Origin of the sequence: Myceligenerans pegani (assembly GCF_014892515.1) — a bacterium.
Taxonomy (GTDB): Bacteria; Actinomycetota; Actinomycetes; order Actinomycetales; family Cellulomonadaceae; genus Myceligenerans; species Myceligenerans pegani.
Genome location: NZ_JADBGR010000056.1, coordinates 64039 through 90763, shown reverse-complemented (window position 1 = coordinate 90763; position 26725 = coordinate 64039). Strand labels below are relative to the sequence as shown.

Sequence of the window (26725 nt, the reverse complement as noted above, 5' to 3'; positions counted from 1 at the left end):
GGCGCGACCGCCGTCGGCGTCGTGGGCGCGGGTGGTGCCGCGGCGACGGGAGGCGCGGTGGCCGCCGGTGCGATCACGGTCGCGACCGTCGTCGCCGCGTTGCAGATCATGGGGTCCCACGCCGAGGCGGAACCGGAGGGGGCGCCGGTGGTGGTCGCGGCCTCACCCCAGGCATCGCCGTCGCCCCCGCCCACGGCGGGTGTGGAGCCGTCCGTCCCGCCCGAGGGCGACGCCACCGAGCCGGCCAACCTGCTGCCGGTCGCCGAGGACCTCTCGCTGTCCTTCGCCGGTGCCGACGACGCGCCGCTGCAGCCCCGACAGGCACAGGACCTCCTGCTCACGCTGGAGAACACCGGCGGCGCCGAGGTCACGGGCACCACCGTGCACCTCACGCTCCCCGAGGGCATGACGATGGCCGCCCAGGACTCGCCGTCGGGCACCGGCATCGGGAGGTCGATCGTCGCGGACAACACGGCCGCCGGTACCAAGGCCACGGACGACCAGCTCTCCGACGGGGGGCGGTCGGGGGTCGAGCCGGCCGGCGGTGGGGCAAGCGGCAACGGCGGCAAGGCCGCCGGCGGCAGGCCGGCCGGCGGCAAGGACGCCACGACGACGGACGACGCCGCCGCGGACGGGGGCGGCGGGACATCGACCGGCGGCACGAACACCACCACGGGCGGCGGCGCAGGATCCGGGACGAGCGCCGGAGCTACCGGCGGCGCGAGCCATGAGCCGTCGGGCGAACCGACCGCGCCGGTCCGAACCATCTGCACGCCGGGTTCCGAGCCCGGAGCGGTGCTGTGCGACGTCGGGCTGCTGAGCGCCGGCGAGACGCGCGAGGTGCAGGTCACCGTCCGGGCGCGGGCCGGTGGCAGCTACCCGATCGCCGCCGAGCTGCGGGCCGACGACATCGGCGCGACCGCCATGGAACTCCCCGCCCGGAAGGTCGAGTCGTTCGGGCCGGAGCTCACGGCGCAGGCCGAGGCCACAGGGCTCATGTCGCCCGGCCGAGGCGTCCTTCCCCTGCGGATCGGGAACACCGGCGACCTGGACGCCGCGTCGGGCTGGTCCGTGGCGGTACGGCTGCCCGAAGGAGTCCGGCCGGCCGCGGAACAGGACGTGCTCACGTGCACGAGTGTCGAGGCGCGGACCTGGTCCTGCCGGATCGGGGAACCGTCGCGCATCGTGCCGGGGAACTGGCGCGACCTGCCGCTCGCCGTCGTCGCCCTCCCGGGGGCCGCGGCCGGCGCCGCGCAGGCCGCGGGGACGGCGAGCGTGGTGCCTGCCGGCGTCACCCACGCGCTGGACGCCCGGGCCCAGGTCACGGTGACATCGGCGTGGGCGGGCGCCGCGCAGGGCGTGGGAGCGCTCGCGGCGACGTGTCTCGCGTCCGGCGGGCTGGCCGAGGCGAAGGCCGAGATCTCCGGGACGTACACCAACACGATGCCCGGGACCGTGCTCGTGGCGCTCGAAGCCGCGGGCGACACCGTCTCCCATCCGGACCCGGTCGCCCCCGGCGAGAGCGTGACGCTTCGCAGGAACGAGGGCATCCGCTCCCCGGCAGGGCCCGCCACCTGGGTGTTCACCCGGACCGTGGAGGGCACGGCCTACGAGCACCGCGTGCCGGCGGGCGAGCTCCGTGCCGTGGACTGCTACGACCCGAGCTGGGAGGCGACGGCGTCGGCCGAGACCGTGAACGCCGGCGGCCGGGTCGGTGTCCGGGGCACTCTGAAGAACACGTCGGACGAGGCCATGAGCGTGAAGATGGTCGTCGGGGCGAAGTCCGGCCGGCTGGTCTCCGAGGTCCGGACCGTGCCGGCGGGCGGTCGCGACTCGTTCGTGGTGGCCACGGAGCACCGGCGGCTGGACCCCGGCGAAGTGACGTTTCAGCTGGCCCGATGGACGTTCGACAAGGACGGCGATCCGCCTCCCGGCCCGGCGAAGCCCCAGGCCGACCCAAGGGTGACGTACGAGCGGGCGGTGATCGCGCCGTCGTACGTCGGGCAGCACACGATGGGCGCGGAGTGCGCCTACGACGCCGGGCGCGACGCCTCGATCGGGACCTTCCGCATCCCGGTGGACAACACCTCCTCGACGTTGCCCGTGACCTTCCGGCTGGGCGACACGACACACACGGTGGCGGCGGGTGAGACCGGCGTCGTGGTGGCCCGCGTGCCGTGGGGCACCGGGAAGCTGCCGCTGCTGTCGGACAAGGACGCGCTCGCCGAGATCGACGTGTCGTTCCTGTCCTGCGCCCTGCTCGGCTGGCCCGACGACTCGATCAAGGCCCACCTCGAGGCGCAGTGCGTGGACGGCCACGAACGGGTGGTGGCGGACGTGCGGAACACGGGCACCGCGACCTGGCGGGGCACGCTCGTCGGGAAGTACTCCGGATGGCGCGGTGACGAGGTGGAGGTGCCCGCGGGAGGGAACGCGACGCTCGTCCTGCCGCTCTCGGACGCCCCCGTCCCCGACTCGCAGGTGCTCGTGCGGCTCAGCCGCGACTTCGAGGGTGCCGTGCGCACGGTCGAACGGAGCTACGAGGTGGCGCCGGTCGGCTGCGAGCAGGCCGAGACCTGCCAGGACGGCTCCGACGCGCCGAACTGGTTCGCGGCCCTGTTCGGGCGACGGTGCCCGGACGACGGCGGGGAGAAGGGCGACGACCAGATCGAGCAGGTCACGTTCACCCCGCTCGGCTTCTGGGACCGAGGTTACGGCGCCTGACGCCGCTGCGACCCACGGCCCGACCTCGGGGGTGCCGGACGGCGCCGCGCGGGTCGTGAGGTCCGGATCGCGCGGCGCGGGGACGTCCGGTCAGACCACGCCGTACAGCCGGTCGCCGGCGTCGCCGAGGCCGGGCACGATGTAGGCCTTCTCGTTGAGGCGCTCGTCCACGGCCGCCACCACGATCTCCACGTCGACCCGGTCGCCCGCGTGCTCCTCGACGAGCTTGAGTCCCTCGGGCGCCGCGAGCAGGCAGACGGCGGTGACCTCGCGCGCGCCGCGGGCGAAGACGTAGTCGATCGCCGCGACCAGCGTGCCGCCCGTGGCCAGCATCGGGTCGAGCAGGAAGACGTGGCGCCCCGTGAGGTCGTCGGGCAGGCGGTTGGCGTACGTGACCGCCTGCAGGGTCTCCTCGTCGCGCATCATGCCGAGGAAGCCGACCTCCGCCGTCGGCAGGAGGCGGGTCATTCCGTCGAGCATGCCGAGGCCGGCGCGCAGGATCGGCACGACGAGCGGCGCGGGGGAGGCCAGCGTGGTCCCGGTCATGGACGTGACCGGGGTCCTGATCTCTTTGGGCTCGGTGGCGATGCCGCGGGTCGCCTCGTACGCGAGCAGGGTGACCAGCTCGTCCACCAGGAGGCGGAACGTGGCGGACGGCGTGGTCTCGTCCCGCAGGGTGGTCAGCTTGTGGTCCACCAGCGGATGATCGGCTACGTGCAGGCGCATGAGGCCACCGTACCGGCAGGAAATTAGGCTGGTCCGCATGACGGATGGCTTTCCGGGTGTGACGCTCGCCGAGCGGACCGCGGCGTGGGAGTCCGCGATGGACGCGGCGATCGCCGAGGCGACCGAGGCGCTCGGGGCCGACGACGTCCCCGTGGGCGCGGTCGTGCTCGACGACGCCGGGCGCACGATCGCCGTCGGGCACAACGAGCGAGAGGCGGCCGGCGACCCGACCGCCCACGCCGAGGTGCAGGCCCTGCGGGCCGCCGCGGCCGCGCGAGGTGAGTGGCGGCTGGAGGGCTGCACGCTCGTCGTGACGCTGGAACCGTGCGTGATGTGCGCGGGCGCGCTCCTGCTGGCGCGGGTGTCGCGCCTGGTCCTGGGGGCGTGGGACCCCAAGGCCGGAGCGACGGGCTCCGTGTGGGACCTGGTCCGCGACCGCCGCACGAACCATGAGATCGAGGTGATCGGCGGCATCCGCGAGAACGAGTGCGGCGCGCTCCTCCGCGAGTTCTTCGAGTCCCGCCGCCCGGGCTGAGGCGCGCGGGCGCGGCCCGGAAAGCGGTCGGTTCATGAGTGATCGGCAGATCGAACGGCCGATCACTCATGGAATGACCGATGACCAAGCCCGTCGGTCATGCGGTGACCGATCGGGGCGCGGCCTCAGGACGTGGCCGGCCGGTAGTTCGAGCGGCCGATCGCCTGGGCGCCGTCCAGGTCCAGCCAGGTCGTCGTGCGCGTGGCCAGGTCCGTGATACCGCCGCGCTCCGACGGCGAGTACGTGCCCACGCGGGTCCCGGGGTGCAGGCGGGGATCGCCCTCGTAGAGCTCAGCGAGTTCCTCGGCCGCGATGTCGTCCCCGACGTCGGCGGCGACGAGGAGATGGGCGAGCTCGTCGGCGAGCGCGTCGAACTCCTCCGGTGACACGTCGAGGCCGGCCAGCCCCGCGGCGGCGGCAGCCTCCTTGCCCGCGGCCTCCGGGGCGTCGTCGGGAACCGCCCCGATGCCCGGCCCCCACACGTCCCACAGCAGCAGTTCGTCGCGGTGCCGGTGGGCGACCTCCAGCAGCACGTAGCGCCGCACGAAGCCATGGCCGGAGAGCTCCGGGACGCCCGCCACCCCGAACTTCGCCGGATCGGCGGCGCCGGCCTGGATCGCCAGCCAGGCCTGAGCGGCCGTGACGAACGGCTGATCGAGGTCCGACTCCGGGTTGCGGCTGACGCCGACCGGCATGTCGTACGGGTCGAAGTCCCATTCGTCGCCGGGGGCGAGCTCCGGGTCCCAGCGCACCCAGCGGGCACCGTCCCAGTGCTCGACCACCACGTGGTCCACGCCGAAGCCGGGCTCGAAGTATCCGGCGAAGCCGATCCGCGACCGGGCCGGCACGCCGTGGCTGCGCAGGACGCCGAGGGAGAAGAGCGTGTGGTCGCGGCAGCAGCCCGCCACCTGCTGCGCGGGCTCGCGCGGCGCGTCGAGCGGGCCGGGGGCGCGTTCGGTCGCGGCGTCGAGCGTGGACGACAGCCAGCGGCGGTCGATGTCGTGCCACTGCTCCGGGGTGGGCCCGCCCGGCAACCCCTGATCCCGGTAGTGCACCACGGTGGCGCAGGCGGCCGCGTGCACGGCGGCGGGCTCGGGCGCGATGGCGGTCAGGAGGTCGGTGTGCGGGGCGGGGTCGCTGTACGGGCTGTGGGATGCCCAGTCGCCGAGGCTCGGAGCAGGCACGTCGTCGTCCCTTCACGTCATTCGAGGTTGCGGTGCGACGACGCTAGCAGGAATTTTGCCCGATTTTCCAGATCGATTGCGGGTGGAAGATCGACAGATGGGTGGGGCGAGCGGGTCAGCGCGGCGCGGCACCGCGCGCGGGAAGACGCTCCGCGAGTTCCGGGAGGACCGTGCTCGTCCCGCCGTCGACCTTCACCGTGGCGTGCGCGTCACCTCGTGTCACGCCACGATTGACGATCACCACGGGTTTGCCGTCCCGAGCCGCCCGCTTCACGAAGCGCAGACCGCTCATCACCGTCAGGGAGGACCCGGCGACCAGGAGCGCGTCGGCGTCGTCCACCATCGCGTACGCGGCCTCGACGCGGGCACGCGGCACGTTCTCGCCGAAGTAGACGATCTCCGGTTTGAGGACGCCGCCGCACGAGTCGCAGGGCGCGGGCCGGAAATGCGAGGTGGCGGAGATGACGGCGTCGGCGTCGGGGGCGATCTCGATGTCACCCACCGCGCCGGCCGACTCCGCGAAGCCCGGGTTGAGCGCATCGAGGCGCTCGGCGAGGAGGGCCCGCGAGACCACCTGCGAGCAGGACAGGCAGACCACTCGGTCGTAGCGTCCGTGCAGGTCGATGACGTTGCGGGCACCCGCTTCCTGGTGCAGGAGGTCGACGTTCTGCGTGATCGTGCCGGCGAGGAGCCCGCGCTCCTCGAGCCGCACGAGCGCGCGGTGCCCCGCGTTCGGCCGGGTGCGGTGCATGTGCCGCCAGCCCACGTGGTTGCGTGCCCAGTAGTGCCGGCGGAACGCCTCGTCGCCGATGAACTGCTGGTACGTCATGGGGTTGCGCGGCGGCGAGTCGGGCCCGCGGTAGTCGGGGATACCCGAGTCGGTGGAGATTCCCGCTCCGGTCAGGGCGACGAACCGGGTTCCGGTGAGCGCGCGGACGGCGTCGTCGACCTTTGTCAGGGGGACGACGACGGGCTCGGGCTGCCAGGTGGTGGGGCGCGAGACGAACTGCACGCCACGAGCCTACGGCGTCCCTCCGCTCTTGACGCGAGGTTCTACATCGATGAAAACTAGCCCGTGGCGCCCGGCACGGTCGCCGAAACCTCAAGGAGGAGGTCTGTATGGAACCGACACGAGTCCTCTCACGGCGAGTTCCACGAGCGGCACTGACAGTGCTCGCGGCCCTGGCTCTCGCCCTCGCGTACGTCGTCGCCCCGTCGGCCGGGCCGGCGTCGGCCGCGACGATCGACACGAACACCTGGTACGTGCTGGTCAACCAGCACAGCGGCAAGGCGATGGAGATCGGAGGAGGGTCGTCCGCGCAGGGCGCGGAGGTCACCCAGTTCACCCGCAACGACACCTGCGCCCAGCAGTGGCGCTTCCTCGACTCGGGCGGTGGCTACTACCGCCTGCAGAACCGCTGCAGCGGCCTCGTGGCCGAGATCTACGAGCACTCGGTCGACAACGGCGCGCAGGTCGTCCAGTGGTCCGACCTCGGCAACCCCAACCAGCAGTTCAGCGTGCAGGACGTGTCCGGCAACATCCAGCTCGTCAACCGCAACAGCGGCAAGGCGCTCGACCTGTGGGGGTGGTCCACCGCCGACGGCGCACGCATCTCGCAGTACGACGACACCAACGCCGCCAACCAGCAGTGGCGGATGATCGCCGTCGACACGGCCGCGTCGTACCCGAACCCCGGCCCGATCTCGGGCGACACGTTCGCGCACGACCCGACGGTGATCAAGAGGACGAACGGCGAGTACCTGCTCGCGTTCACGGCGAACGGCGTCGGGCTCAAGACGTCGGCCGACCGCACCACGTGGAACGACGTCGGCGCCGCGTTCCCGAACGGCACCCCGTGGGCCGACGAGTACACGGGCGGCAACCGCAACCTGTGGGCGCCCGAGCTCAGGTACGCGAACGGGCAGTACTACCTCTGGTACTCGGCGTCGACGTTCGAGTCCAACAAGTCGGCGATCTTCCTCGCGACCAGCCCGTCGGGCGCGTCGGGCACCTGGACGAACCGGGGAGTGGTCATCGAGTCGGACGCCGGCGACAACTTCAACGCCATCGATCCCGCCGTCACCGTGGACCAGAGCGGAAACTGGTGGATGAGCTTCGGCTCGTTCTGGTCGGGCATCAAGATGATCCGGCTCGACCCGTCGACGGGCATGCGCTCGGGGACCGCGTTCCACAGCATCGCGAGCCGCGGCGGCGATGCGATCGAGGCGCCGACCATCCACTACCGGAACGGCTACTACTACCTGTTCGTGTCGTTCGACCGGTGCTGCCAGGGCACCGCCTCGACGTATCGCGTGATGGTGGGACGGTCGACGTCGATCACCGGGCCGTACGTGGACCGCGCCGGGACGCCGATGACGAACGGCGGCGGGACCCAGATCCTCGCGAGTCACGGGTCGGTCCACGGACCGGGGCACCAGACGGTGCTCGCGGACAGCGACGCCGACGCGCTCTTCTACCACTACTACCGGGACGACGGCAGGGCGACGCTCGGCATCAATCTGCTGCGGTACGACGACGGGTGGCCGAGCGTGTACTGAGCATGCGCTCCGTGCTGGCACCGGGGCTCCCGCCTGGCGTGATCGCCGGGCGGGAGCTCTCCGGTGTCCCGGTGTCAGGCGAACTGGCCCGGCTGGTAGCTGCCCGCCGGGGTGCCGGCCAGGACGTTGAGGCGGTTGTAGGCGTTGATGACCGCGATGACGGAGATGAGGCCGGCGAGCTCGGCGTCGGAGAACTGCTTGCGGGCGGACTCCCACACGTCGTCGTCCACGCCGGTCCGGGCGTCGGCGATGCGGGTGCCTTCCTCGGTCAGGGCGAGGGCGGCGCGCTCGGCGTCGGTGAAGACGGTGGCCTCGTGCCAGGCGGCGACCATGTTGAGGCGCACCGGGTCCTCGCCGGCGTGGACGGCGTCCTTGTAGTGCATGTCCGTGCAGAAGCCGCAGCCGTTGATCTGGCTGGCCCGCAGGAGCACCAGGTTCGGGATCTCGGGAGCCAGGCCGGCGGCCTCGGTGGCCTTGACGGCGGAGTTCAGGTGCTTGACGATCTTCGCGGCGAGCGGGCTGGCGAAGAAGTTGAAGCGCGGTTCCATGGTGGTGTCCTTCGTTCTCGTGGTCGTGGTTTCGTCGGGGTGACGGATGCCGCGACGGGGATGTGACCGGGTGTGTCCGGGGTCACAGGACGGTGCCGGGTGCGGGGCACGGTCACAATCGCGGGTGGCGAACCGTCATGAGTACAGACGGGTGACGCGCCGCGCTCCGCGGGGAGTGTCCGGGGCGGTCCGCGTACCGAGGCGGGCCACCCGGGAGCGGCTCACCCGGCGAGACAGCCGGTACGACGAGGGAGAACGGCATGGACGACAAGGTCGAGACGGAAGACCGCTGGCTCGCGGACCGCTTCGAGGAGGATCGTCCGCGCCTGGTCGCGGTCGCCCATCGGATGCTCGGCTCGACCGCCGAGGCCGAGGACGCCGTGCAGGAGGCGTGGCTCAGACTGGCCGCCACCGAGTCGTCGGAGATCCAGAACCTGAGCGGCTGGCTGACCACTGTCGTCGGGCGGGTCTGCCTGGACCAGCTGCGGTCGCGCAAGGCCAAGCGGGAGCAGCCGATCCCCGAGGCCGCGGCCGAGCTGCCGGCCCCGCCCGCGCCCACCGATCCGGAGGAGGCGGCGCTCCTGGCCGACTCGGTGGGCGTGGCGCTGCTGGTGGTCCTGGAGACGCTCGACCCGGCCGAGCGGCTCGCGTTCGTCCTGCACGACATGTTCGGCGTTCCGTTCGACCAGATCGCCGGCATCGTGGATCGTTCCCCGGTCGCCGCTCGTCAGCTGGCCAGCCGTGCCCGACGTCGGGTGCGCGGCACTCCCGAGCCGCCGAGCCGGGAGATCGCCGCGCAGCGTCACCTGGCCGAGGCGTTCACCGCGGCCGCCCGCGAGGGCGACTTCGAGGCCCTCGTGGCCCTCCTCGACCCCGACATCACGCTCCGTACCCACAGCGACGACGTCTGCCTGACCATCCGCGGCGCCGCCAACATCGCGGGCCGCGCGATCGCTTTCTCGTCCGTGGCCGAGACCGGGCAGCTCGTCCGGGTCGGCGACAGGATCGGCGCCATCGGCGCCACCGCCGCGGCACCGCCGAGCGTCATGGTCTTCACCGTCGAGGACGGGCGGATCACCGCGCTGGACGCGTACACCGATCCAGAGCTGATCCGCGGGCTGGGGCTGGCCCTGCTCGACGTGTGACGCCGACTCGTACGGATCGCTGGACCGGTCGCGGCCGTTCGACGTCGCCGAGCGCGTCGCGGGGGAGTACCTCGACGGACGCGACCGTGCGAGCACGACGACGGCTCGGACTCCCGTGCCACGTGCCGGCCGGAAATCCGTGGCCAGGCGCCTCGGTGCTCCGTACGCTCGGCGTTCGTGATCTATCAGGACCCGCTGGCCTACCTGCTCGGCCTCGAAGGCATCGCGCTGCTGGACGCGTGGGCCGGAGAGCACGACCGCGAATTCACCGAGGCGCGGCTGGCCGAGATCCGGCGGCTCCTGGACGACGAGAAGCTGCGGGACCGCGGCGTGCACGCCGAGTGGGCCGGCACCGTGACCGCCTACCGGCAGCAGTCCGCCGACTACGACGCGAACGCCGGCGGCGGGCTGTTCGACATGGACGAGCCCGTCGTCGCCGAGTACCTCAACGGTCGGGAACCCGGCGTGGCGCTCGACGCCGCCTGCGGGACCGGCCGCTTCGCCGAATTCCTCGCCGAGCGTGGGCACCGGGTCATCGGCGTCGACAGCTCGCCGGACATGCTCGCCCACGCGCGCCGACGTGTGCCCGACGGCGAGTTCCACGTCGGGGAGCTGAACGCGCTGCCGCTGGCCGACGACTCGGTGGACGTCATCGTCTGCGCACTCGCTCTCGTCCACGTGTCCCGCCTGGAGCCCGTGCTGGCGGAGTTCGCGCGCGTGCTGCGCCCCGGCGGGGACCTGGTCATCTCGGACGTGCACCACGAACTCGTCACCCGGGGCTCCGTGATCAAGGCGACCGGCCCGGCGGGCGAGCCGCTCATCGTCACCACCCACCGCCACGATCTCGGCGACTACCTGCGCGCGGCCCTGAGCGTCGGCCTCCAGGTCCGGCGGTGCGAGGAGCCGCGCGGTGCCTGGCACGACGGTCCGCTGCCCGATCCCGCGCCGGAGATCGGCGGCTGGCAGGACTGGCCGTGGTCCCTGATGGCGTACCTGCCCTCGGCGCTGCGAGCGGCGGGCAGCCACCCGAGCTTGGTCATCTGGCACTTCCAGCTACCTGAGCCCTGACGGGTCGGTCCGCGAGGGCCGCAGTCGCCTTGATCGAGAGCCATCACCTCCGGGTGAACTCCTGGATAATGCAGACGGCCCCTTGCATGCGATGGCCGCGGTACCGCCGCGCTGGCGCGACGAGAGAAACGAGCACCATGGTGAAGCCCCTCCCCGAACCCCTGTCCGCTCTCCGCCCAGGCGTCGTCGCCCAGGAGGCGCTGGCATGACCTACCTCCCCGCAGACGCCCGCTACGACTCCATGCAGTACCGCCGGTCCGGCCGCAGCGGCCTCGCGCTTCCCGCGATCTCGCTCGGCCTGTGGCAGAACTTCGGCCACAACCGCCCGATGGAGACCCAGCGCGACATCCTCCGCCGCGCCTTCGACCTCGGCGTCACCCACTTCGACCTGGCCAACAACTACGGTCCGCCCTACGGCGCCGCCGAAGAGAACTTCGGCCGCCACCTCGCGGCCGACTTCCGGCCCTTCCGCGACGAGCTGATCATCTCCTCCAAGGCCGGCTACGACATGTGGCCGGGCCCCTACGGGAACTTCGGGTCGCGCAAGTACCTGGTCGCCTCGCTCGACCAGTCCCTGCGCCGCATGGGCCTGGACTACGTGGACGTCTTCTACCACCACCGGCCCGACCCGGACACGCCCCTCGAGGAGACGATGGCCGCGCTCGACCACATCGTGCGGTCGGGGAGAGCCCTGTACGTCGGGGTGTCGAACTACGACGCCGAACGGGTGCGCCGCGCCGCGGCGATCCTGTCCGACCTGGGCACCCCACTGCTGATCAACCAGCCGTCGTACTCGATGTTCAACCGCTGGACCGAGCGCGACGGCCTGCTGGACACGCTGGAGGACGTCGGCGCCGGCTGCATCGTCTTCAGCCCGCTGGCCCAGGGCATGCTGACCGACCGGTACCTGAAGGGGATCCCCTCCGACTCGCGGGCGGCCCAGTACGAGTGGGTGAGGGACCAGATCGACGAGACCAAGCTCGCCCGGGTCAGGGCCCTGCACGCGATCGCCGCCGAGCGCGGCCAGAGCCTCGCCCAGATGGCCCTGGCCTGGGCGCTCCGGGACGAGCGCATGACCAGCGTCATCATCGGCGCCAGCAGCGTCACCCAACTCGAGGACAACCTCGGCGCCCTGAGTGGCCCGGTCTTCACCGACGACGAACTCGCCGCGATCGACGAACACGCGGTGGGCTGACTCAAGCCGTCGCGCATGACTGACGACCACCGCCATTTCGTGTGATGGGACCGTGACCACCACACAAAATGACGTGGTCGTCAGTCATGCGCAGGTGATGGCCTCCCGGCGGGCACCTCATGACGAGGGCGCGCGCCGGAGCTGGGCGCAGGACAGCACTCAGCCGATCTGGCGCGCAGACTCAAGGCACCCCGACGGGGGTCCGGGGGCGTGCCCCCGGGGCGGGGTGTGGGGGCTCCGCCCCCATAAGAAATGACGGAGGCGACGCGGCTCTCGTAGAGAGCACACGCCGCCTGTCGCCGGGGCGGGGTGTGGGGGCTCCGCCCCCACAAGAAAATGACGGAGGCGAGGTGGCCCACATTGTGGGCACACCTCGCCTCTCGCCGAACGCGGTAGCGGTGGGATTTGAACCCACGGTGGACTGTTAACCCACACACGCTTTCGAGGCGTGCTCCTTAGGCCGCTCGGACACGCTACCTGGTGCCCGCCGGAGCGGGCCGTAGCAGCATACCGGCTCTCACCCGCGATCGCCCAATCGATACCTTGACCCGTCGGATCCGGCTGGCTAATGTCATCGCCAGCAGCGATTTACAACGTTGTACATCGAGAGGAACCACCATGGCACGTCCCCGCCTCGCCGGTCGCACCGCGGCCGCCCTCGCAGCCGGGCTCCTGCTGCTCGCGCCGGTCGCACCGGCCAGCAGCGCCCCCGCGGACAACTCGGCCGCAGCGAACACGTCCACCGCGACCGCCCTCGGCGCGACCACCATCGCCACCACCTCCGCAGCCACGACGAACACCCCCGCCCCACCCATCGGCGGCATCACCGTGACCGGCGACACCTCCCCCATCCACGACCCCGCCCTGATCGTCGACGAGCGCACCGGCACCTGGTACGTCTACTCCACGGGCCTGGTCAACCGCGAGAACGGCGGCACCATCCAGGTCTGGTCCTCGCACGACGACGGCGTCACCTGGGCCTACGAGGGCACGGTCTGGGACGAGATCCCCGCGTGGATCGACGAGCACTTCTCCGACGGCGACCTCCCCGGCAACCTCTGGGCCCCGGAGGTCCACGAGCACGACGGCACCTACTACCTCTACTACTCGGCCAGCCGCTTCGGCACCAACAACAGCGTCACGGCCCTGGCCACGAACACCACGCTGAACCCCGACGACCCCGACTACGAGTGGGTCGACCAGGGCGCCGTGATCTCCTCCCCGCAGGAGATCGAGAACGGCAAGGCCTTCAACGCCATCGACGCCGGCATCGTCACCGGCGCGGACGGCACGCCCTACATGGCGATCGGCTCCTACTGGTACGGCATCTTCCTCGTCGAGATCTCCTGGCCCAGCGGCAAGCCGGTCGACGGAGCCCTGGCCGACGCCGTCCACCTCGTCGACCGCTTCCAGCCCGGCAACCCCGTCGAGGCGCCCTACGTCTACGAGCGTGACGGCTGGTACTACCTGTTCGTCTCCTTCGACCGCTGCTGCGCCGGCGGCGACAGCACCTACAAGGTGGCCGTCGGCCGCTCCCGCGACGTGACCGGCCCTTACCTGGACAAGGACGGCCGCGACATGTTCGGCGGCGGCGGAACGATCCTGCTCGACACCCACGGCGCGATCGTCGGTCCGGGCGGCCAGTCCGTGTACGACGACGTCCTCGCATTCCATTACTACGACGCCGCCAACGAGGACATCCCCTACTTCCCGACTCTCGGCCTGCAGCGTCTCTACTGGATCGACGGCTGGCCCGTCGTCGACATGACCGTCGACCCCGCCACCCTGACCGTCGCCCCGGCGGACGCGTCCGCCCGGATCGGCCGGAAGGTGTCGTTCACCGCCACTGCCGCGGGTTCCCCGCGCCCGCTCGTCCTCTGGGAGGTGTCCGACGACGACGGCGCCACCTGGCGCGCACCCGCGAAGGTCCGGCCGACGACCTCGGCGGACGGCGCGTCCACGCTCACCCTCCGCGCGACGCCGGACACCGACGGTCTGCTCGTGCGCGCCACGGCCACCAACGCCCACGGCAGCGAGACGAGTGACCTGGTCACGCTCACGGTCACGAGGCCGGGCGGCGGGAAGCGCTGACCCCAGTGCGACGAAGGGCTCGACCGCACCCCCAGGCGGTCGAGCCGTTCGCGTGAGGTCTGTGGGGGACCGCGTCGGCGGGGACGTGGTCCCCCCTGACCAAGGACGCGCAGTCCGTCGCGCTGAGCGCAAGCGGAGGCCTCAGCGCTGGAGCGCGCCGAGGCCTTCCGCGTCGGCGCGAGGTCAGCTGCGCAGGCATGAGGGCGGCTGCGCAGGCATGAGGTTGGCGCCGGAACCTCCCGGCCGATGCGCGAAAGGCTCGTGCGAGTGCGGGAAAGCTCATGCGGGACCGCGGCGCTTCATCCGCTTCCGGGGGTCCAGGCCGGAGTCCGCGATCCCGGCGATCGCCGAGCCGGGGGACATCATCTGGTCCGACCGGAGGTCCGACACGACCGCGCGGATCAGACCGGGGAGGAAGTCCCCGCCGCGGCGCCAGGTCCACGGGATGCCCTTGACCACGAGCCACCCGGCGCGCTGCCACCAGGACGGCGGGTCGGGTGCCGAGGGCAGTCGGGCCGCCAGCGCGGCCAGGGGCGGCGCGACCTCGGAGACAGCCTCGGACCGTGCGGGCGCCGACGCCGCCGCCCCGGCCGACAGCGCCTCCGACGGCGCACCCCCGCCCTGCGTGGCGATCGCCGAGCCTGTTCGCGGCGCCTCCTCGAGCCATGCCCTCGCCACCTCCAGCGCCAGCTTCCGGTGCCCCGCCGGCGACGGATGCACCCGGTCGATGTGCCAGGCGCCCGCGCCGGCGGACTCGATCGCCTCGGCGCCGTCGACCACCATCACGCGTCCCGGCTCCTGCCGGGCGGCGGCAGCGGCGGCGTCGACCGCCGCGTTGACCACGGCGACCCGCCGTCGCATCACCCGCCGAACGGCGCGCGGCGCCAGTTCGAACAGGCCGATCACGGGCAGCCGCACGAGGATGACGTCGCTCCCGGTGCTCGCCAGCGCGCCGACCGTCCGGGCGAGGGCGCTCTCGATCTCCCGCGGGGAGAAGTCGCTGCGCAGCACGTCGTTCCCGCCCACCAGCACGGTCGCGAGTGCGGGCCGGAGCCGGAGGGCCTCGGTGAGTTGACCGCCGACGACGTCGCGGGCGCGCGATCCGTTGCTCGCCAGGTTCCGGAATCTCCCGACCCGCAGGACGGTGGCGAGGTGCGCGGCCCAGCCCGCGCCGTGCCGGGCGTCGGGCCCGACGGTGTCGCCCACGCCCACGGTGATCGAGTCACCCAGCGCGACCGCGACCGCAGGCCCGGCGGTCATGACGGTGACCCGGCCATCACGACACCGTCGGCCGCCGTGCCGGTGAGTGAGCCCATGTCTTCGAAGGACGGCTTGTGGTGCAGGGCGAGCATGGCCTCGCCCGTCGCGGCCCAGGGGAACAACTCCGCGCGGCCCCGCGCCGCCGCGCGCCGGGCGACCGGGTCGCGGTCCAGCACGTCGTGGATCGCGAGCGCGAGCGCGGCCGGCTCGGGCGCGGCGGCCGCACCCGCCGGGCCGACGATCTCCGGCAGGGCGCTCGTCGCGGAGCACACCACGGGCGTGCCCGAGGCCAGTGCCTCGAGCGCGGCCAGGCCGAACGTCTCGATGGGCCCCGGCGCGACGACGACGTCGGCGCAGCTCAGCAGGGTCGCGAGGCGCGTGCGGTCCGGGACGAACGAGAGGAACTTGTGCGGCAGCCCGGCGGCGGCGGCACGGTCGCGCACCTTCGGCAGCAGCGGTCCCGCTCCGGCGACGACGAGGCGTACCGGGCGCCCGTCGCGCATCACCTGGGCCGCCGCGTCGACGGCGAGGTCGACGCGCTTCTCCTGCGAGATCCGGCTGGCGGTGACGATCAGCGTGGTACCGGGCGGGGCGTACTGCTCCCGGAAGGCGTCGTCGTACCGGTCCGGCCGGAACATCTCGAGGTCGACGCCGAGCGGGACCCGGACCAGCGGCGGCAGCGCCTCGTTCCGCGAACGCCGGCGCAGCCGCTCGACCTCGCCGGCGGCGAACTCGGTGGTGGCGACGAGCCGGTCGAACTTCGGCAGGGTGGCGAGGTTGTAACGGTCGGCGAACCGCGGCGCGGTCGCGGCCCCGAGCGAGGCGATGCGGCCGTCCGGGCCGTGTCCGGGGACCCAGGACCGCAGCACGCCGTCGATCCGTTCGTGCAGCATGGCGAGGGACGGCACACCCTCGGTCCTGGCCCAGTCGCCGATCCCGGTCAGGGTGGTGCGGTCGGAGACCTCCAGGCGGTCCGGTTCGAGCGCCTCGAGGAGCCGGCGGACCTTCCGGGGCCGGACCACCACGCGGTAGCCGCCGGAGAACGGCGCGCGGGGCGCGGCGACAGTGATGAGCCGCACGCCGTCCACGTGCGACACCGAATCGTGCTCGCCGGGGACCACGAGCACGGGCTCGTGCCCGTGCTTCCGGTACTGCCCGGCCATCGCGTGCATCGCGGTCCGGATCCCGCCGGAGCGCGGACCGTAGAAGTTCGCGATGTGGACGATGCGCACGGTCAGACCTCCGCCGATCCTGCCCTTTCATGGACCCGGATCGCGTCTTCGTAGTGGTGCACGAGCTCTTCGCAGATGTCGTGCCAGGTGCGGCCCTCGGCGCGCTCGCGGGCCGCTGTCCCGAACGCGATCCGCTTGCGCTCGTCGCCCACGAGATCGGCCACGTGTCGCCGCAGTGCCTTGTGGTCACCTGGAGCGTACAACCATCCGTCGTGCGAGTGCCGCACGATGTCCAGTGGTCCGCCGGCGGCCGGTGCCACCACGGGGACACCGCTGGCGTGTGCCTCCTGGAGGGTCTGGCCGAAGGTCTCCAGCTCGCCGGGATGCACGAACACGTCCAGGCTGGCCATGGCGCGGGCCAGTTCCTGGCCCCGCAGGAGGCCCGTGAAGTGCGCGGTCGGCAACAGGTGGTGCAGGGCCTCCCGCTCGGGGCCGTCACCGACGATCACGAGTCGCACGTTCGGCAGGTCCTTCAGCACGCTGAGCGCCTCGACCTGCTTCTCCGCGGCGAGCCGCCCGACGTACCCGACCAGCACCTCCTTGCGGCCGCCGACGGCACGGCGCCAGCGCTCGTCGCGGAACCGCGGGTGGAACGACGTCGTGTCCACACCGCGTCCCCACAGGCGCATGTTCGGGATGCCGCGGGCCGCGAGCTGCCGCATCGTCGCGGTCGAGGGCACGAGGTTGAGCGTGGCCTTCTCGTGCAGGTCCTTGACCCGCTTCCACAGGAGCGGCTCGAAGGAGCCCAGCCCATAGCGCGACGCGTAGCCGGGCACCTCGGTCTGGTAGACCGCGACGGTCGGCAGGCCCATCCGCTCGGCCGCGAGCATGCCGCGCCAGCCGAGGATGAACGGGGAGGCCAGGTGGACGACGTCGGGCGCGAACGCCGCGAGCGTACGTTCCGTGCGCCACTTCTTGCCGACCACGAGGCGGACGTCGGGGTAGCCGGGGAAGCCGATGGAGCCGAGCTCGACGACGGGCGCCCCGCTGACGAAGGGCGGTACGGCGCCGCTGTCGGCGTCGGGAGCGAGCACCATGGCCTCGTCGCCACGCTGCTCAAGATGCTCGAGTACCCGCAGCACGGAGTTGGTCACCCCGTTGACCTGCGGGAGAAACGACTCTGTGACGATAGCTACACGCACGGTAGACACTCGACCATCATTTGGTGACGCGTCAGGAGCCTAGGGGCGGAGTGTCGGCAAACGTCACGTGTCATCTTGCTCCTTCTGCAACGCCGGGGCGTCCGCGGAAGCCCCCGCCGGAACCGGAACGTCCCGCCGGTCTGCCGCGGCCGCGATCTGAACCAGTCGCACAACCGCTCCCAGCAAGAGTGCCACGAGAAGGGCGTTCCGCACCGCCCCCACCAGGGTCATTTCAGGGAAACCCCCGAGAAATTCCCCGTAATGGGCAGGAAAGATCATCTTCGTGAGATATGCGGTGACGACGAGCCCGAGCGCGGGGGGCAGCCAGGTGCGCCGCGCCTCGGTGGCGTCGCGGCCGTAGAGGGCGACGGCGGCGGCGACGGGCGGGCCGAGCCAGGCGATGAACTGGGGCGAGCCCACCTTGTTGAACACGATCAGCGCGAACAGTTCGGCGGCCGCGGTCAGGAGGAGGACGTCCTGGACGCGTTCCGGCCGCCGTCGTACCGCCAACGCCGCCAGCACCGCGACCAGGCCGACGACGACGATCAGCGCGACGTCGAGCGCCTCGGCCACGCTCCGCGGCGCCGAGCCGAGCACCTCGTAGGTGTAGATCTCGTCGTTCCAGGCCGGGTCGTACCTCGGGCCGTCCATGCCGACGAGGAGGAAGGGCGTGGCGCCGACCGACTCGACCTGCAGGTTGCGGTCGCTCTGCTCGCCGAACACGTCGAGCACGCGGCCACCGCTCCCGCCCGCGAGGGCCCAGCCGAGGACGACGGCGCTCACCAGCGCACCCGGCAGCACGACGTTGCGCGCGAACTTGTACAGGCTGTCCGACGTCGCGGCGATCGCGACGGCCACCGCGCCCGGCGCGATCTTGATCCAGGCGCCGATCGTCGCCAGCGTCATCGCCGTCGCGGGATGCCGGGCCGCGATCACCAGCGCGACCAGGATGATCGGGGCGATCACGCCGTCGAGGCGGCCCAGGAAGATCGGGCCGAGCGCCACGAGGAAGATCAGCCAGAACCAGGCGGCCACGCGTCCGCGGGGGCGGGCGCGCGCCAGGAAGACCGTGGCGACGGCGTTGAGCGTGACGACCAGGCCGAGCCATACCCACTCGTATCCGACCGTGTCGTGCGAGAGCCAGGCGGGCGGCGCGATCGCGAGGAGCGCGGCGACCGGATACACCCACGGGTAGTCGAAGACCGGCCATTGCCCGCCGTCCATGCCCTGGCGGGCCCACCACTCGTAGAGCGCGACGTCGCCGAAGATCTGCGGCTCCCAGACCCACGCCTCCCGGATGAGCCAGGCGTGGGCGGCGACGAAGGCGACGGCGATGGCCCACGGGGAGAGCAGGGCACGGGTCAGGACGCGGACGGGGCGGGCGTCGGTCAGCACGGCTCACATCCTTGCACCGATCGCTCCGGGGATGTGGTGCCCGAATCGGTCCACCGGGACGGCGGCGAGGTGCGGCCGGACGGCGCGGCGGTGCGCCGGGCGGGCTCGTGGGTCACGGGCGGCCCTCGCGTGGGGGGCCACCCGCGACCGCCGTCGTCGGCGAATCGCTCAGGCGAACGCGCTCACGCCCGTGATCTCGCGGCCCACGATCAGCGCCTGCATGCTCTCGGTGCCCTCGTAGGTGTGCAGGGCCTCGATGTCGGCGAAGTGGCGCGCCACGCGGTTCTCCAGCAGGATGCCGTTGCCGCCCATCATGTCGCGGGCGATCTGCGCGATCTGGCGTGCGCCGCGCGTGCAGGAGTACTTGGCCATCGACGCCTGCGGGCCGGTCAGCTCGCCGGTCTCGGCCAGCCGTGTCATCTGCTTCACCAGCAGCTGGATCTGCGTGAGGATCGAGAGCATCTGGGTCAGGCGCTCCTGGATCATCTGGCTCGCGGCGAGCGGCCGCCCGAACTGCACGCGCTGCTTGGAGTACGCGACCGCGGCCTCGTAGCACGCGACGGCGTGCCCGACGGCGGACCACGCGACGCCCAGGCGCGTCGCGAACAGCACGCGGCCGGTGTCCTTGAAGGAGCGCGCCTTCGGCAGCAGGTTCTCCGCCGGCACGAACACGTCGTTCAGGACGATGTGCGCCTGGTGGATGGCACGCAGCGAGACCTTGCCCTGGATCGTGGTGGCCTCGTAGCCGGGGCTGTCCTGGGGCACGATGTAGCCGTGGACCTGGCCGTCCTCGCCGCGGGCCCACACCACGGTGATGTCGCCCGTCGAGCCGAGGCCGATCCATTTCTTCTCGCCGTTGATGAGGTACCCCTCGACGCCGTCGCGGGTGGCGGCGACCGCCGTCGTCTCCAGGGCGACCGAGTCGGAGCCGTGCGTCGGCTCGGTGAGGCCGAACGCGCCGAGGATCTCGCCGCGCGCCATCGGGCCGGCGTACTTCTCGATCTGCTCGTCCGAGCCGAGCATGACGATGGACTGCAGCGCCAGCCCGCCCTGCACACCGCAGATCGTGGCCACCGAGCCGTCGCCGCGCGACATCTCCATCGCGGCCAGACCCTCGGCATACGGGGTGACGTGCGGGAGGCCCGGCACGTCCACGCCGTCGCGCAGCAGGTCGAGATCGGCGAGGCGCTTGACCAGGTCCATGGGGACCTCGTAGCGCTCCCAGTAGTCGGCGATGACCGGCAGGACCTCCTCCTGCACGAACGTCCGGACCTTGTGCTGGTGGGCACGTTCTTCCTCGGTGGCGTCGGCGAACGCCCCGGCGAAGTCGATGTCGAGCGGCTGGGACAGGTCGTAGGCGGGCGCCGTCACCCCGGGAGTCTGAGTCATGCGGACCATCGTGCTCCGGTACCGAATCTCACGTCAAGCGATACGGGGTCTCACGCGGGGGTCGCGACCCGTTCCCGGCGCTGGACGCGCCACCAGACGAAGAAGCCGACCAGCGTGAACCCGCCGTAGAACACGTACATCGCGGCGGTGGCCCAGTAGCCGGCGCTCAGCAGGAGCGGCACGCCGACGACGTCGACCGCGACCCAGATCAGCCAGAACTCGACCCAGCCCTTCGCCATGCCGTAGGTGGCCAGGAGCGAGCCCATGAAGATCCAGGCGTCGGCCCAGACCGGCTCGAACGAGCCCAGCGCCCGGAACAGCGGGGTCAGCAGCAGCGTGCCGCCGACCAGTGTCACGACCAGGCCGAGACGCGCGGACCACGACGCCCAGCGCGGGTGCACGGCGGCGCCGTCGTCGGCGGGGACCTTGCCGTCCGCGCGCAGGTCCGCGGCGCGACGGCGGGTCTCCCGCCAGCGGTACCAGCCGTAGACGGAGACGGCGATGAACATGACCTGCCGTCCCGCCTGCCCGAGCATGTCGGCGCGCGAGGTCTCGCCGAACCAGGAACCCAGGAAGACCGTGAACAGCAGCACGTTCCCGACGATGCCGACCGGCCACGCCCACACCTTGCGCCGCATCCCGCCGAGCGCCGACGCCAGCCCGAAGGCGTTGCCGATCACCTCGCGCCACAGGAGCTGCTGGTCACCGATGCTGAAGGTGGCGTCGAACAGCCAGCGGATCACGTCCATGCGAGAAGGATGGCACGCCCCGGCGCGAGGCGGTGTTGAGATCGCTCTCATCGGCTGGGCAGAAGCTCTTGTGGTAGCCGTGGCCTACGGGTCACACTGGGCTTGAGAGCGTTCTCAAGATTGCAACGACGCAACCTCACTCGTCCCGACGACGGAAAGCGAGTCACCATGAGAACCCGCCACAGGATCACGGCCGTGGCCGTCGGCATCGCCGCCCTCGCGATCGGCCCCCTCGCGGCACTGACCACCCAGGCGGCCGTCCCGTCGCCCGACGGCTGGTCCCTGGTCTGGAGCGACGACTTCGACGGTCCCGCCGGAACCGGCCTCGACACGACCGACTGGATCTACGACATCGGCCACTCCTACCCCGGCGGCCCCGCGAACTGGGGCACGGGCGAGATCGCCTACCACACCGACAGCACGCAGAACGTCTACCAGGACGGCAACGGCAACCTCGCGATCCGGCCGCTGCGCGACTCCGCCGGCAACTGGACGTCCGGGCGCATCGAGACCGTCCGCAGCGACTTCGAGCCCGCGGAGGGCGGCGTACTGCGCGTCGAGGGCCGTATCCAGGTGCCCGACGTCACCGGGGAGGCCGCCCAGGGGATCTGGCCGGCCTTCTGGATGCTCGGCGAGCCGTTCCGGGGCAACTACTGGAACTGGCCGGGCGTCGGCGAGATCGACATCCTCGAGAACGTCAACGGCACCAACGAGGTGTTCGCGACGCTGCACTGCGGCACGTCCCCGGGCGGCCCCTGCAACGAGACGATCGGCCTCGGCGGATCGACCACGTGCCAGGTGTCGACCTGCCAGTCCGCGTTCCACACGTACCGCATGGAGTGGGACCGCAGCGGCTCGGTCGAGCAGCTGCGCTGGTACCTCGACGGCAACCTCTTCCACACGGTCGACGAGACCGACGTCGACGCGACCACCTGGAGCAACGCCACGGACCACGGCTTCTTCATCATCCTCAACGTGGCGGTCGGCGGCGACTGGCCCGGCCTCCCGACGGCGGCCACGGCCTCGGGCGTGCCGATGCTCGTCGACTACGTGGCCGTGTACGAGTCGGAGGGCGGTGACCCCGACCCGGATCCGACGACGCCCCCGCCGGGTGACCACGACGCCTACTCGACGATCCAGGCCGAGCACTACGACGCCCAGTCGGGCGTCCAGACGGAGACGACGTCGGACGCGGGCGGTGGCGAGAACGTCGGCTGGGCCGCGAACGGCGACTGGATCCGGTTCGACGGCGTGGACTTCGGCGCGACGGCGGCGAACACGTTCTCGGCGCGCGTTGCCTCCGGTGCGGGCTCCGGGATCAGCGGCCTCGTCGAGGTACGGCTCGACGACGTGAACGCCGAGCCGATCGGCAGCTTCGCCGTCGCGAACACCGGCGGCTGGCAGTCCTGGCGGACCGTGCCCGCGAACATCGCGCCGACCACGGGTGTGCATACCGTGTACCTGCGCTTCACCTCCGGCCAGCCGGCCGACTTCGTGAACGTCAACTGGTTCACGTTCAGCCACTGAGTGTCCTCCACGCTCAGCGGAACCGCGGCGGGTGGCCACGTGGCCGCCCGCCGCGGAACGACACTCCACGAACCGGAGCCGCATCCGGCCCATGAAGGAGAGCCATGCGCGACACGCAGGCCGTACGCCCCACACTCGAGACGGTGGCGCGCCTGGCGGGCGTCTCGCGCGCGACCGTGTCCCGCGTGATCAACGGGTCCGCCGGGGTGACGCCGGGGGTGCGCGAGGCGGTCGACCGGGCCGTCGACCAGCTCGGATACGTGCCCAACCCGGCCGCGCGCAGCCTCGTCTCGCGCCGTACGGACTCGATCGCCCTGGTCGTGCCGGAGCCCGCGGCACGGATGTTCTCCGACGACGCCTTCTTCACCGGCATCCTGCGCGGTATCGGGCAGGAGCTCGAAGCCGCGGACAAACAACTCGTCCTCCTGCTCGCCTCGACCCCCGCGAGCCACCACCGGATCATGCGCTACATCCGCGGCCGGACCGTGGACGGCGTCATCCTCGCGTCCCTGCACGGGGCGGACCCGTTCCCGGGAGAGCTCGCCGCCATGGGCGTCCCCGTGGTCGCCAGCGGCCGCCCGCTCGCCGACAACGCCGTCCCCTACATCGACGTCGACCACGCGGGCGGCGTCAAGGCCGCCGTCGAGCACCTCCTGGCCCAGGGGCGGAGACGTGTCGCCACCATCGCCGGCCCGCAGGACATGGTCGCGGGCATCGACCGGCTCGCCGGGTACCGCGACGCCCTCGGTGCCGCCGGCCTGCGGTCGCTCGTGGAGATCGGCGACTTCACGCGCGAGTCCGGCACGGCCGGCATGCGCCGGCTCCTCGACGACGAGCCCGCGATCGACGCCGTGTTCGTGGCCTCCGACCTCATGGCCGACGGCGCACTGCGCGCGCTCCGCCAGGCAGGTCGCCGGGTGCCGGAGGACGTCGCCGTCATCGGGTTCGACGACGCCACCGCGGCGCGCTCCACCGAGCCGCCGCTCACCACCGTCCGGCAGCCGATCCACGAGATCGGCCGCATGCTCGCGCAGCAGATCCTGAAGCTGGCGTCGGGCGAGGACATCGACCCGGCGCTCGTCCTCCCCACGGAACTGGTGCTCCGCGAGTCGGCGTGAGCCGCCGTCCGTGCCCGGCCGTCAGCCCAGCGCGTCGCGGACCGCGCGGGCGACGTCGTCGGGCGCCGTCTCGCCGTCGAGAACCGTGACCACGATCCGGCGCCGGGGATTGGCGTCCGCGTCCGGCACCGCGCCGCCCTTGCTCACCACGACGGCGCGGCGCAGATCGGCGAACGCCTCCTCGAGGTCGGGGCGCAGATCCAGGGAGGGGTTGCGCAGCCAGCGCCGCAGGATCGCGTTGTGCACCGCCACCACCGACGCCGCGAACGCGATCGACGCGGTCGTGTTCGACCGGTCCGACGGAAGCGTGTCACGCAGGTACTGCGTGAACGCGCGCTCGTAGCGGTGCGTCGTGACCAGCTCGCGGTCCCGCAGCGCCGGCACCTGCTGCAGCAACGCGTACCGGGCCAGCGACGTCTCGCGCTGACCCACGTGATGGTCGAAGACCATGCGCGCCGCCCGGCACACCTCGAGGTACGGCCCCACCTCCGGGTCCCAGCCGTGCCCGACGTCGCCCCCGGCCTCCTCGCTCGCACGGGCCTCCGGGCGGGTGGCGGCCAGCATCACGACCACCTCCTCGAGGAGGAGCTCGTGGTCGGCGAACACGACGTCCTCCTTCGACCGGTACCGCCGGAAGAACGTCGCCCGGCTCACCTGGGCCGCGTCCGCGATCTCCTCGACGGTGGTCTTCTCGTAGCCCTGCCGGGTGAAGAGGTCGACCGCGGCGTCAACCGCCTGAGCGTGCGTGTGAGGTCGGACCGCTGTCATGCACGGCAGGTTACCGCCAGAGTCCGACAGGCGAGGCGCCGCAGCCGTGGGGGTCGCCGCGGAGCGCGAGAACACTGCCCTCTCGCGCCGCGTCTACCGGATCTTGCCGTCGCGGAGCCGCTGGAGATAGCGCACCTCGCGCAGCGCGATGGCGGATCCCAGGACCAGCGGCAAGGCCGCCCACGGGTGCCCCGAGAGGAGCCCGAACAACCCGGCGATCGCCACCACGACCCCGCCGACGACCGTGAACAGGCTCGACCACCGCATGGTGCTCACCGTAGCGGAGTCCGGGACCCGGCGGTCCCGCGGCGGCGGGCGTCGTGCGGACGGATGCCGACGCCGGGCGCCGTCGGACGCAGGCAGGCGTCGGGTGGGCGGCGGTGTCGGGTGGGCGGCCGGGTGGACGGCGATGTCGGACAGGCGGCATAGGGTCGTAGGTATGACCGAGACCACCACGAACCCCGCACCCGTCGTCGACGTGTACGTCGACCCGGTGTGCCCGTTCGCCTGGATCACCTCGCGCTGGGCGCTCGAGGTCGCCCGGCATCGGGACGTCGACCTCACCTTCAAGCTCATGAGCCTCTACCTGCTCAACAAGGACCGCGACGTCACCGCCGACTACCGGGCGCTCATGGACCGCTCACGCGGCATCGGCCGCGTCGCCTGCGCCGTCCAGACCGACCACGGCGCCGAGGCGTTCGCGGCCTTCTACACCGCCGCCGGCACGCGCATCCACCAGGCACGCGACAAGGACTTCGCGGCCGTGACCGCCGAGGCCCTCGCCGAGGCCGGGCTGCCCGCGGCACTCACAGAGGCGGCCGGGTCCGACGCGTACGACGAGGCGCTCGCGGCCTCGCACGAGGCCGGCATGAAGCCCGTGGGCGACGACGTCGGCACCCCGACCATCCATGTCGACGGAGTCGCGTTCTTCGGGCCGGTGCTGCAGTCCATACCGCGCGGCGAGGACGCGGTGCGCCTGTTCGACGGCGCGGTGGCGCTCGCCTCGTACCCCGACTTCTTCGAGCTGAAGCGGACACGGTCGGGGTCGCTGAACTTCGACTGAACGTCACGGGCCGGGGCGGCCGGGACACGGCGTCGGGCGGCGGTCCGGACGGCTGCGGACCACTGCGGGCGGCCCCGGCCGGCCCCGAGTGGTTGCCGACGCTTCGGCCTCCCGTGAAGCCACCGGAAACATGTCGGAACGTTTCCCGCCCCGATGACATTGTTGGAGACATGAGCCTCGATCTGCGCATCTTCACGGAACCCCAGCAGGGCGCGTCGTACGACGACCAGCTCGCCGTCGCCAAGGCGACCGAGGAGCTCGGCTTCAGCGCGTTCTTCCGCTCCGACCACTACCTCGCGATGGGCGGCGCCGACGGTCTGCCCGGCCCCACCGACGCCTGGACCACCCTCGCCGGCCTCGCCCGCGAGACCGAGACCGTCCGGCTCGGCACGCTCGTCTCGTCCGCGACGTTCCGCCACCCCGGCGTGCTCGCCATCCAGGTCGCACAGGTGGACCAGATGTCGGGCGGGCGGGTCGAGCTCGGCCTCGGCACCGGCTGGTTCGGCGCCGAGCACGCCGCCTACGGGATCCCGTTCCCCGACAAGCGGTTCGGCATCCTCGAGGAGCAGCTCGCCGTCGTCACCGGGCTCTGGGGCACGCCCCAGGGCGAGACGTTCTCCCACGCCGGCGAGCACTACACGCTCACCGACTCGCCCGCGCTGCCCAAGCCCGTGCAGGACTGCATCCCGGTGATCGTCGGCGGCGGCGGGCCGAGGCGGACCCCGGCACTCGCCGCACGCTTCGCCGACGAGTACAACCAGGCGTTCCCCGAGATCGACACGATCGGCCCGCGCATCAAGGTCATCGAGCAGGCGCTGTCCGACGCCGGTCGTGGCGCCGACTCGATGGTCCAGTCCGCCGCGCTCGTGGTGGCCGTCGGCGCCGACGAGGCCGAGTTCGCGAAGCGCGCCGCCGCGATCGGCCGTGAGCCCGCGGAGCTCCGCGAGCACGGCGTCGCGGGGACCGTCGCCGAGGCCGCGGACCGGCTGCGGGCCCTGGAGAAGGCAGGGGTGTCCCGGGTGTACCTCCAGGTCCTGGACCTGAAGGATCTGGACCACCTCGACCTCATCGCCCGCGAGGTGCGCCCCCAGCTCGACTGAGCGCGCCCGCGCGTGGCCCGGCAGCGCGCCGCGTGACCGTCGTCGTCCACTACGATCCGCTCCGAACCTCAGGAGCGCCGGCCGATCGGTCCGTGTTCGGGTGAACGGCAGATCGTTCTGCCGATCACCCGAACAGGACCGATCGCACGGCCGGTCGGTCGCACCATGACCGACCGGGCGGAGCGGTCCTGGCGACGAGAGAAGAGG

At 72.1% G+C, this 26725-nt stretch carries 22 protein-coding genes, 1 tRNA gene and 1 pseudogene; 11 read left to right on the top strand and 13 right to left on the bottom strand.

Going from position 1 to position 26725, the window contains the following annotated elements; all coding sequences use genetic code 11:
• Window positions 1–2724: pseudogene (locus tag IIE03_RS05205) on the top strand (hypothetical protein); the annotation flags it as partial.
• A 90-nt stretch (window positions 2725–2814) separates the two neighbouring features.
• On the opposite strand, the gene upp reads toward IIE03_RS05205, so the two are convergent.
• A complete protein-coding gene (upp, locus tag IIE03_RS05200; protein WP_192861689.1) occupies window positions 2815–3450 on the bottom strand; it encodes a uracil phosphoribosyltransferase in 636 nt (211 codons plus the stop codon).
• 97 nt (window positions 3451–3547) lie between these two features.
• On the opposite strand from upp, the gene IIE03_RS05195 reads away from it, so the two are divergent.
• Window positions 3548–3985, top strand: a complete 438-nt coding sequence (locus tag IIE03_RS05195) for a nucleoside deaminase (RefSeq protein ID WP_192861691.1) — start codon at window positions 3548–3550, stop codon at window positions 3983–3985.
• A gap of 125 nt (window positions 3986–4110) precedes the next feature.
• On the opposite strand, the gene IIE03_RS05190 is transcribed toward IIE03_RS05195, so the two are convergent.
• Window positions 4111–5169: a transglutaminase domain-containing protein gene (locus IIE03_RS05190; RefSeq protein ID WP_192861688.1), complete on the bottom strand. Its 1059-nt coding sequence runs from the start codon at window positions 5167–5169 to the stop codon at window positions 4111–4113.
• Between the two features lie 115 nt (window positions 5170–5284).
• On the bottom strand, window positions 5285–6127 hold the full coding sequence (locus IIE03_RS05185) for a Sir2 family NAD-dependent protein deacetylase (protein ID WP_192861690.1): 843 nt from the start codon (window positions 6125–6127) through the stop codon (window positions 5285–5287).
• 161 nt (window positions 6128–6288) lie between these two features.
• Here IIE03_RS05185 and IIE03_RS05180 point away from each other — a divergent pair, with 161 nt between their 5' ends.
• Complete coding sequence (locus IIE03_RS05180) at window positions 6289–7728, top strand: family 43 glycosylhydrolase (RefSeq protein WP_192861687.1); 1440 nt, start codon at window positions 6289–6291, stop codon at window positions 7726–7728.
• A 74-nt stretch (window positions 7729–7802) separates the two neighbouring features.
• On the opposite strand, the gene IIE03_RS05175 is transcribed toward IIE03_RS05180, so the two are convergent.
• Window positions 7803–8276 (bottom strand): carboxymuconolactone decarboxylase family protein, encoded by a 474-nt coding sequence (locus tag IIE03_RS05175; RefSeq protein WP_192861686.1) that lies wholly within the window; start codon window positions 8274–8276, stop codon window positions 7803–7805.
• A 260-nt stretch (window positions 8277–8536) separates the two neighbouring features.
• Here IIE03_RS05175 and IIE03_RS05170 point away from each other — a divergent pair, with 260 nt between their 5' ends.
• From IIE03_RS05170 to mgrA, 3 genes are all read left to right on the top strand, one after another.
• Window positions 8537–9421: a sigma-70 family RNA polymerase sigma factor gene (locus tag IIE03_RS05170; RefSeq protein WP_192861685.1), complete on the top strand. Its 885-nt coding sequence runs from the start codon at window positions 8537–8539 to the stop codon at window positions 9419–9421.
• A gap of 177 nt (window positions 9422–9598) precedes the next feature.
• Entirely contained in the window at window positions 9599–10489 is an 891-nt protein-coding gene (locus IIE03_RS05165) for a class I SAM-dependent methyltransferase (RefSeq protein WP_192861684.1), read from the top strand.
• A 205-nt stretch (window positions 10490–10694) separates the two neighbouring features.
• Window positions 10695–11684 carry an L-glyceraldehyde 3-phosphate reductase gene (gene mgrA / locus IIE03_RS05160; RefSeq protein WP_192861683.1) on the top strand — a complete coding sequence of 330 codons (990 nt, stop codon included), beginning with the start codon at window positions 10695–10697 and terminating at the stop codon, window positions 11682–11684.
• A 390-nt stretch (window positions 11685–12074) separates the two neighbouring features.
• Here the strand turns inward: mgrA and IIE03_RS05155 are convergent.
• Window positions 12075–12162, bottom strand: a tRNA-Ser gene (locus IIE03_RS05155).
• Between the two features lie 140 nt (window positions 12163–12302).
• Here IIE03_RS05155 and IIE03_RS05150 point away from each other — a divergent pair.
• Window positions 12303–13775, top strand: coding sequence for a glycoside hydrolase family 43 protein (locus IIE03_RS05150; RefSeq protein ID WP_192861682.1), 1473 nt, complete (start codon window positions 12303–12305; stop codon window positions 13773–13775).
• Between the two features lie 279 nt (window positions 13776–14054).
• On the opposite strand, the gene IIE03_RS05145 is transcribed toward IIE03_RS05150, so the two are convergent.
• The 6 genes from IIE03_RS05145 to pnuC all read right to left on the bottom strand — a co-directional run bounded on the left by IIE03_RS05145 (window position 14055) and on the right by pnuC (window position 20942).
• Entirely contained in the window at window positions 14055–15035 is a 981-nt protein-coding gene (locus tag IIE03_RS05145; RefSeq protein ID WP_192861681.1) for an SGNH/GDSL hydrolase family protein, read from the bottom strand.
• Window positions 15032–16267: a glycosyltransferase gene (locus IIE03_RS05140; protein WP_192861680.1), complete on the bottom strand. Its 1236-nt coding sequence runs from the start codon at window positions 16265–16267 to the stop codon at window positions 15032–15034. The genes IIE03_RS05145 and IIE03_RS05140 overlap by 4 nt, the downstream gene beginning before the upstream one ends.
• Before the next feature lie 2 nt (window positions 16268–16269).
• Window positions 16270–17361 (bottom strand): glycosyltransferase family 4 protein, encoded by a 1092-nt coding sequence (locus IIE03_RS05135; RefSeq protein ID WP_318842812.1) that lies wholly within the window; start codon window positions 17359–17361, stop codon window positions 16270–16272.
• Between the two features lie 111 nt (window positions 17362–17472).
• Complete coding sequence (locus IIE03_RS05130) at window positions 17473–18804, bottom strand: glycosyltransferase 87 family protein (RefSeq protein ID WP_192861678.1); 1332 nt, start codon at window positions 18802–18804, stop codon at window positions 17473–17475.
• A gap of 168 nt (window positions 18805–18972) precedes the next feature.
• Entirely contained in the window at window positions 18973–20193 is a 1221-nt protein-coding gene (locus IIE03_RS05125) for an acyl-CoA dehydrogenase family protein (RefSeq protein WP_192861677.1), read from the bottom strand.
• Window positions 20194–20243: 50 nt separating this feature from the next.
• Window positions 20244–20942: a nicotinamide riboside transporter PnuC gene (gene pnuC / locus IIE03_RS05120; RefSeq protein ID WP_192861676.1), complete on the bottom strand. Its 699-nt coding sequence runs from the start codon at window positions 20940–20942 to the stop codon at window positions 20244–20246.
• A gap of 168 nt (window positions 20943–21110) precedes the next feature.
• Between pnuC and IIE03_RS05115 the strand changes: the two genes are divergently transcribed.
• Both IIE03_RS05115 and IIE03_RS05110 read left to right on the top strand, forming a co-directional pair.
• Complete coding sequence (locus IIE03_RS05115; RefSeq protein ID WP_192861675.1) at window positions 21111–22469, top strand: glycoside hydrolase family 16 protein; 1359 nt, start codon at window positions 21111–21113, stop codon at window positions 22467–22469.
• A 104-nt stretch (window positions 22470–22573) separates the two neighbouring features.
• Complete coding sequence (locus IIE03_RS05110) at window positions 22574–23587, top strand: LacI family DNA-binding transcriptional regulator (protein ID WP_192861674.1); 1014 nt, start codon at window positions 22574–22576, stop codon at window positions 23585–23587.
• Between the two features lie 21 nt (window positions 23588–23608).
• Here the strand turns inward: IIE03_RS05110 and IIE03_RS05105 are convergent, their stop codons facing one another.
• Together IIE03_RS05105 and IIE03_RS05100 are read right to left on the bottom strand one after the other, a co-directional pair.
• Window positions 23609–24355: a TetR/AcrR family transcriptional regulator gene (locus IIE03_RS05105; RefSeq protein ID WP_192861673.1), complete on the bottom strand. Its 747-nt coding sequence runs from the start codon at window positions 24353–24355 to the stop codon at window positions 23609–23611.
• Between the two features lie 93 nt (window positions 24356–24448).
• Window positions 24449–24622: a hypothetical protein gene (locus IIE03_RS05100; protein WP_192861672.1), complete on the bottom strand. Its 174-nt coding sequence runs from the start codon at window positions 24620–24622 to the stop codon at window positions 24449–24451.
• A 172-nt stretch (window positions 24623–24794) separates the two neighbouring features.
• On the opposite strand from IIE03_RS05100, the gene IIE03_RS05095 reads away from it, so the two are divergent.
• Both IIE03_RS05095 and IIE03_RS05090 read left to right on the top strand, forming a co-directional pair.
• Window positions 24795–25418: a mycothiol-dependent nitroreductase Rv2466c family protein gene (locus IIE03_RS05095; protein ID WP_192861671.1), complete on the top strand. Its 624-nt coding sequence runs from the start codon at window positions 24795–24797 to the stop codon at window positions 25416–25418.
• A 170-nt stretch (window positions 25419–25588) separates the two neighbouring features.
• On the top strand, window positions 25589–26518 hold the full coding sequence (locus IIE03_RS05090) for an LLM class F420-dependent oxidoreductase (protein WP_192861670.1): 930 nt from the start codon (window positions 25589–25591) through the stop codon (window positions 26516–26518).
• Window positions 26519–26725: the final 207 nt, after the last annotated feature.

Bases quoted from the DNA above. Each gene is read 5' to 3' on its own strand.
- upp (WP_192861689.1), bottom strand. From the start codon at position 3,450: ATGCGCCTGCACGTAGCCGATCATCCGCTGGTGGACCACAAGCTGACC.
- IIE03_RS05195 (WP_192861691.1), top strand. From the start codon at position 3,548: ATGGACGCGGCGATCGCCGAGGCGACCGAGGCGCTCGGGGCCGACGAC.
- IIE03_RS05180 (WP_192861687.1), top strand. From the start codon at position 6,289: ATGGAACCGACACGAGTCCTCTCACGGCGAGTTCCACGAGCGGCACTG.
- IIE03_RS05175 (WP_192861686.1), bottom strand. From the start codon at position 8,276: ATGGAACCGCGCTTCAACTTCTTCGCCAGCCCGCTCGCCGCGAAGATC.
- IIE03_RS05170 (WP_192861685.1), top strand. From the start codon at position 8,537: ATGGACGACAAGGTCGAGACGGAAGACCGCTGGCTCGCGGACCGCTTC.
- mgrA (WP_192861683.1), top strand. From the start codon at position 10,695: ATGACCTACCTCCCCGCAGACGCCCGCTACGACTCCATGCAGTACCGC.
- IIE03_RS05150 (WP_192861682.1), top strand. From the start codon at position 12,303: ATGGCACGTCCCCGCCTCGCCGGTCGCACCGCGGCCGCCCTCGCAGCC.
- IIE03_RS05145 (WP_192861681.1), bottom strand. From the start codon at position 15,035: ATGACCGCCGGGCCTGCGGTCGCGGTCGCGCTGGGTGACTCGATCACC.
- IIE03_RS05125 (WP_192861677.1), bottom strand. From the start codon at position 20,193: ATGACTCAGACTCCCGGGGTGACGGCGCCCGCCTACGACCTGTCCCAG.
- pnuC (WP_192861676.1), bottom strand. From the start codon at position 20,942: ATGGACGTGATCCGCTGGCTGTTCGACGCCACCTTCAGCATCGGTGAC.
- IIE03_RS05115 (WP_192861675.1), top strand. From the start codon at position 21,111: ATGAGAACCCGCCACAGGATCACGGCCGTGGCCGTCGGCATCGCCGCC.
- IIE03_RS05110 (WP_192861674.1), top strand. From the start codon at position 22,574: ATGCGCGACACGCAGGCCGTACGCCCCACACTCGAGACGGTGGCGCGC.
- IIE03_RS05105 (WP_192861673.1), bottom strand. From the start codon at position 24,355: ATGACAGCGGTCCGACCTCACACGCACGCTCAGGCGGTTGACGCCGCG.
- IIE03_RS05100 (WP_192861672.1), bottom strand. From the start codon at position 24,622: ATGCGGTGGTCGAGCCTGTTCACGGTCGTCGGCGGGGTCGTGGTGGCG.
- IIE03_RS05095 (WP_192861671.1), top strand. From the start codon at position 24,795: ATGACCGAGACCACCACGAACCCCGCACCCGTCGTCGACGTGTACGTC.
- IIE03_RS05090 (WP_192861670.1), top strand. From the start codon at position 25,589: ATGAGCCTCGATCTGCGCATCTTCACGGAACCCCAGCAGGGCGCGTCG.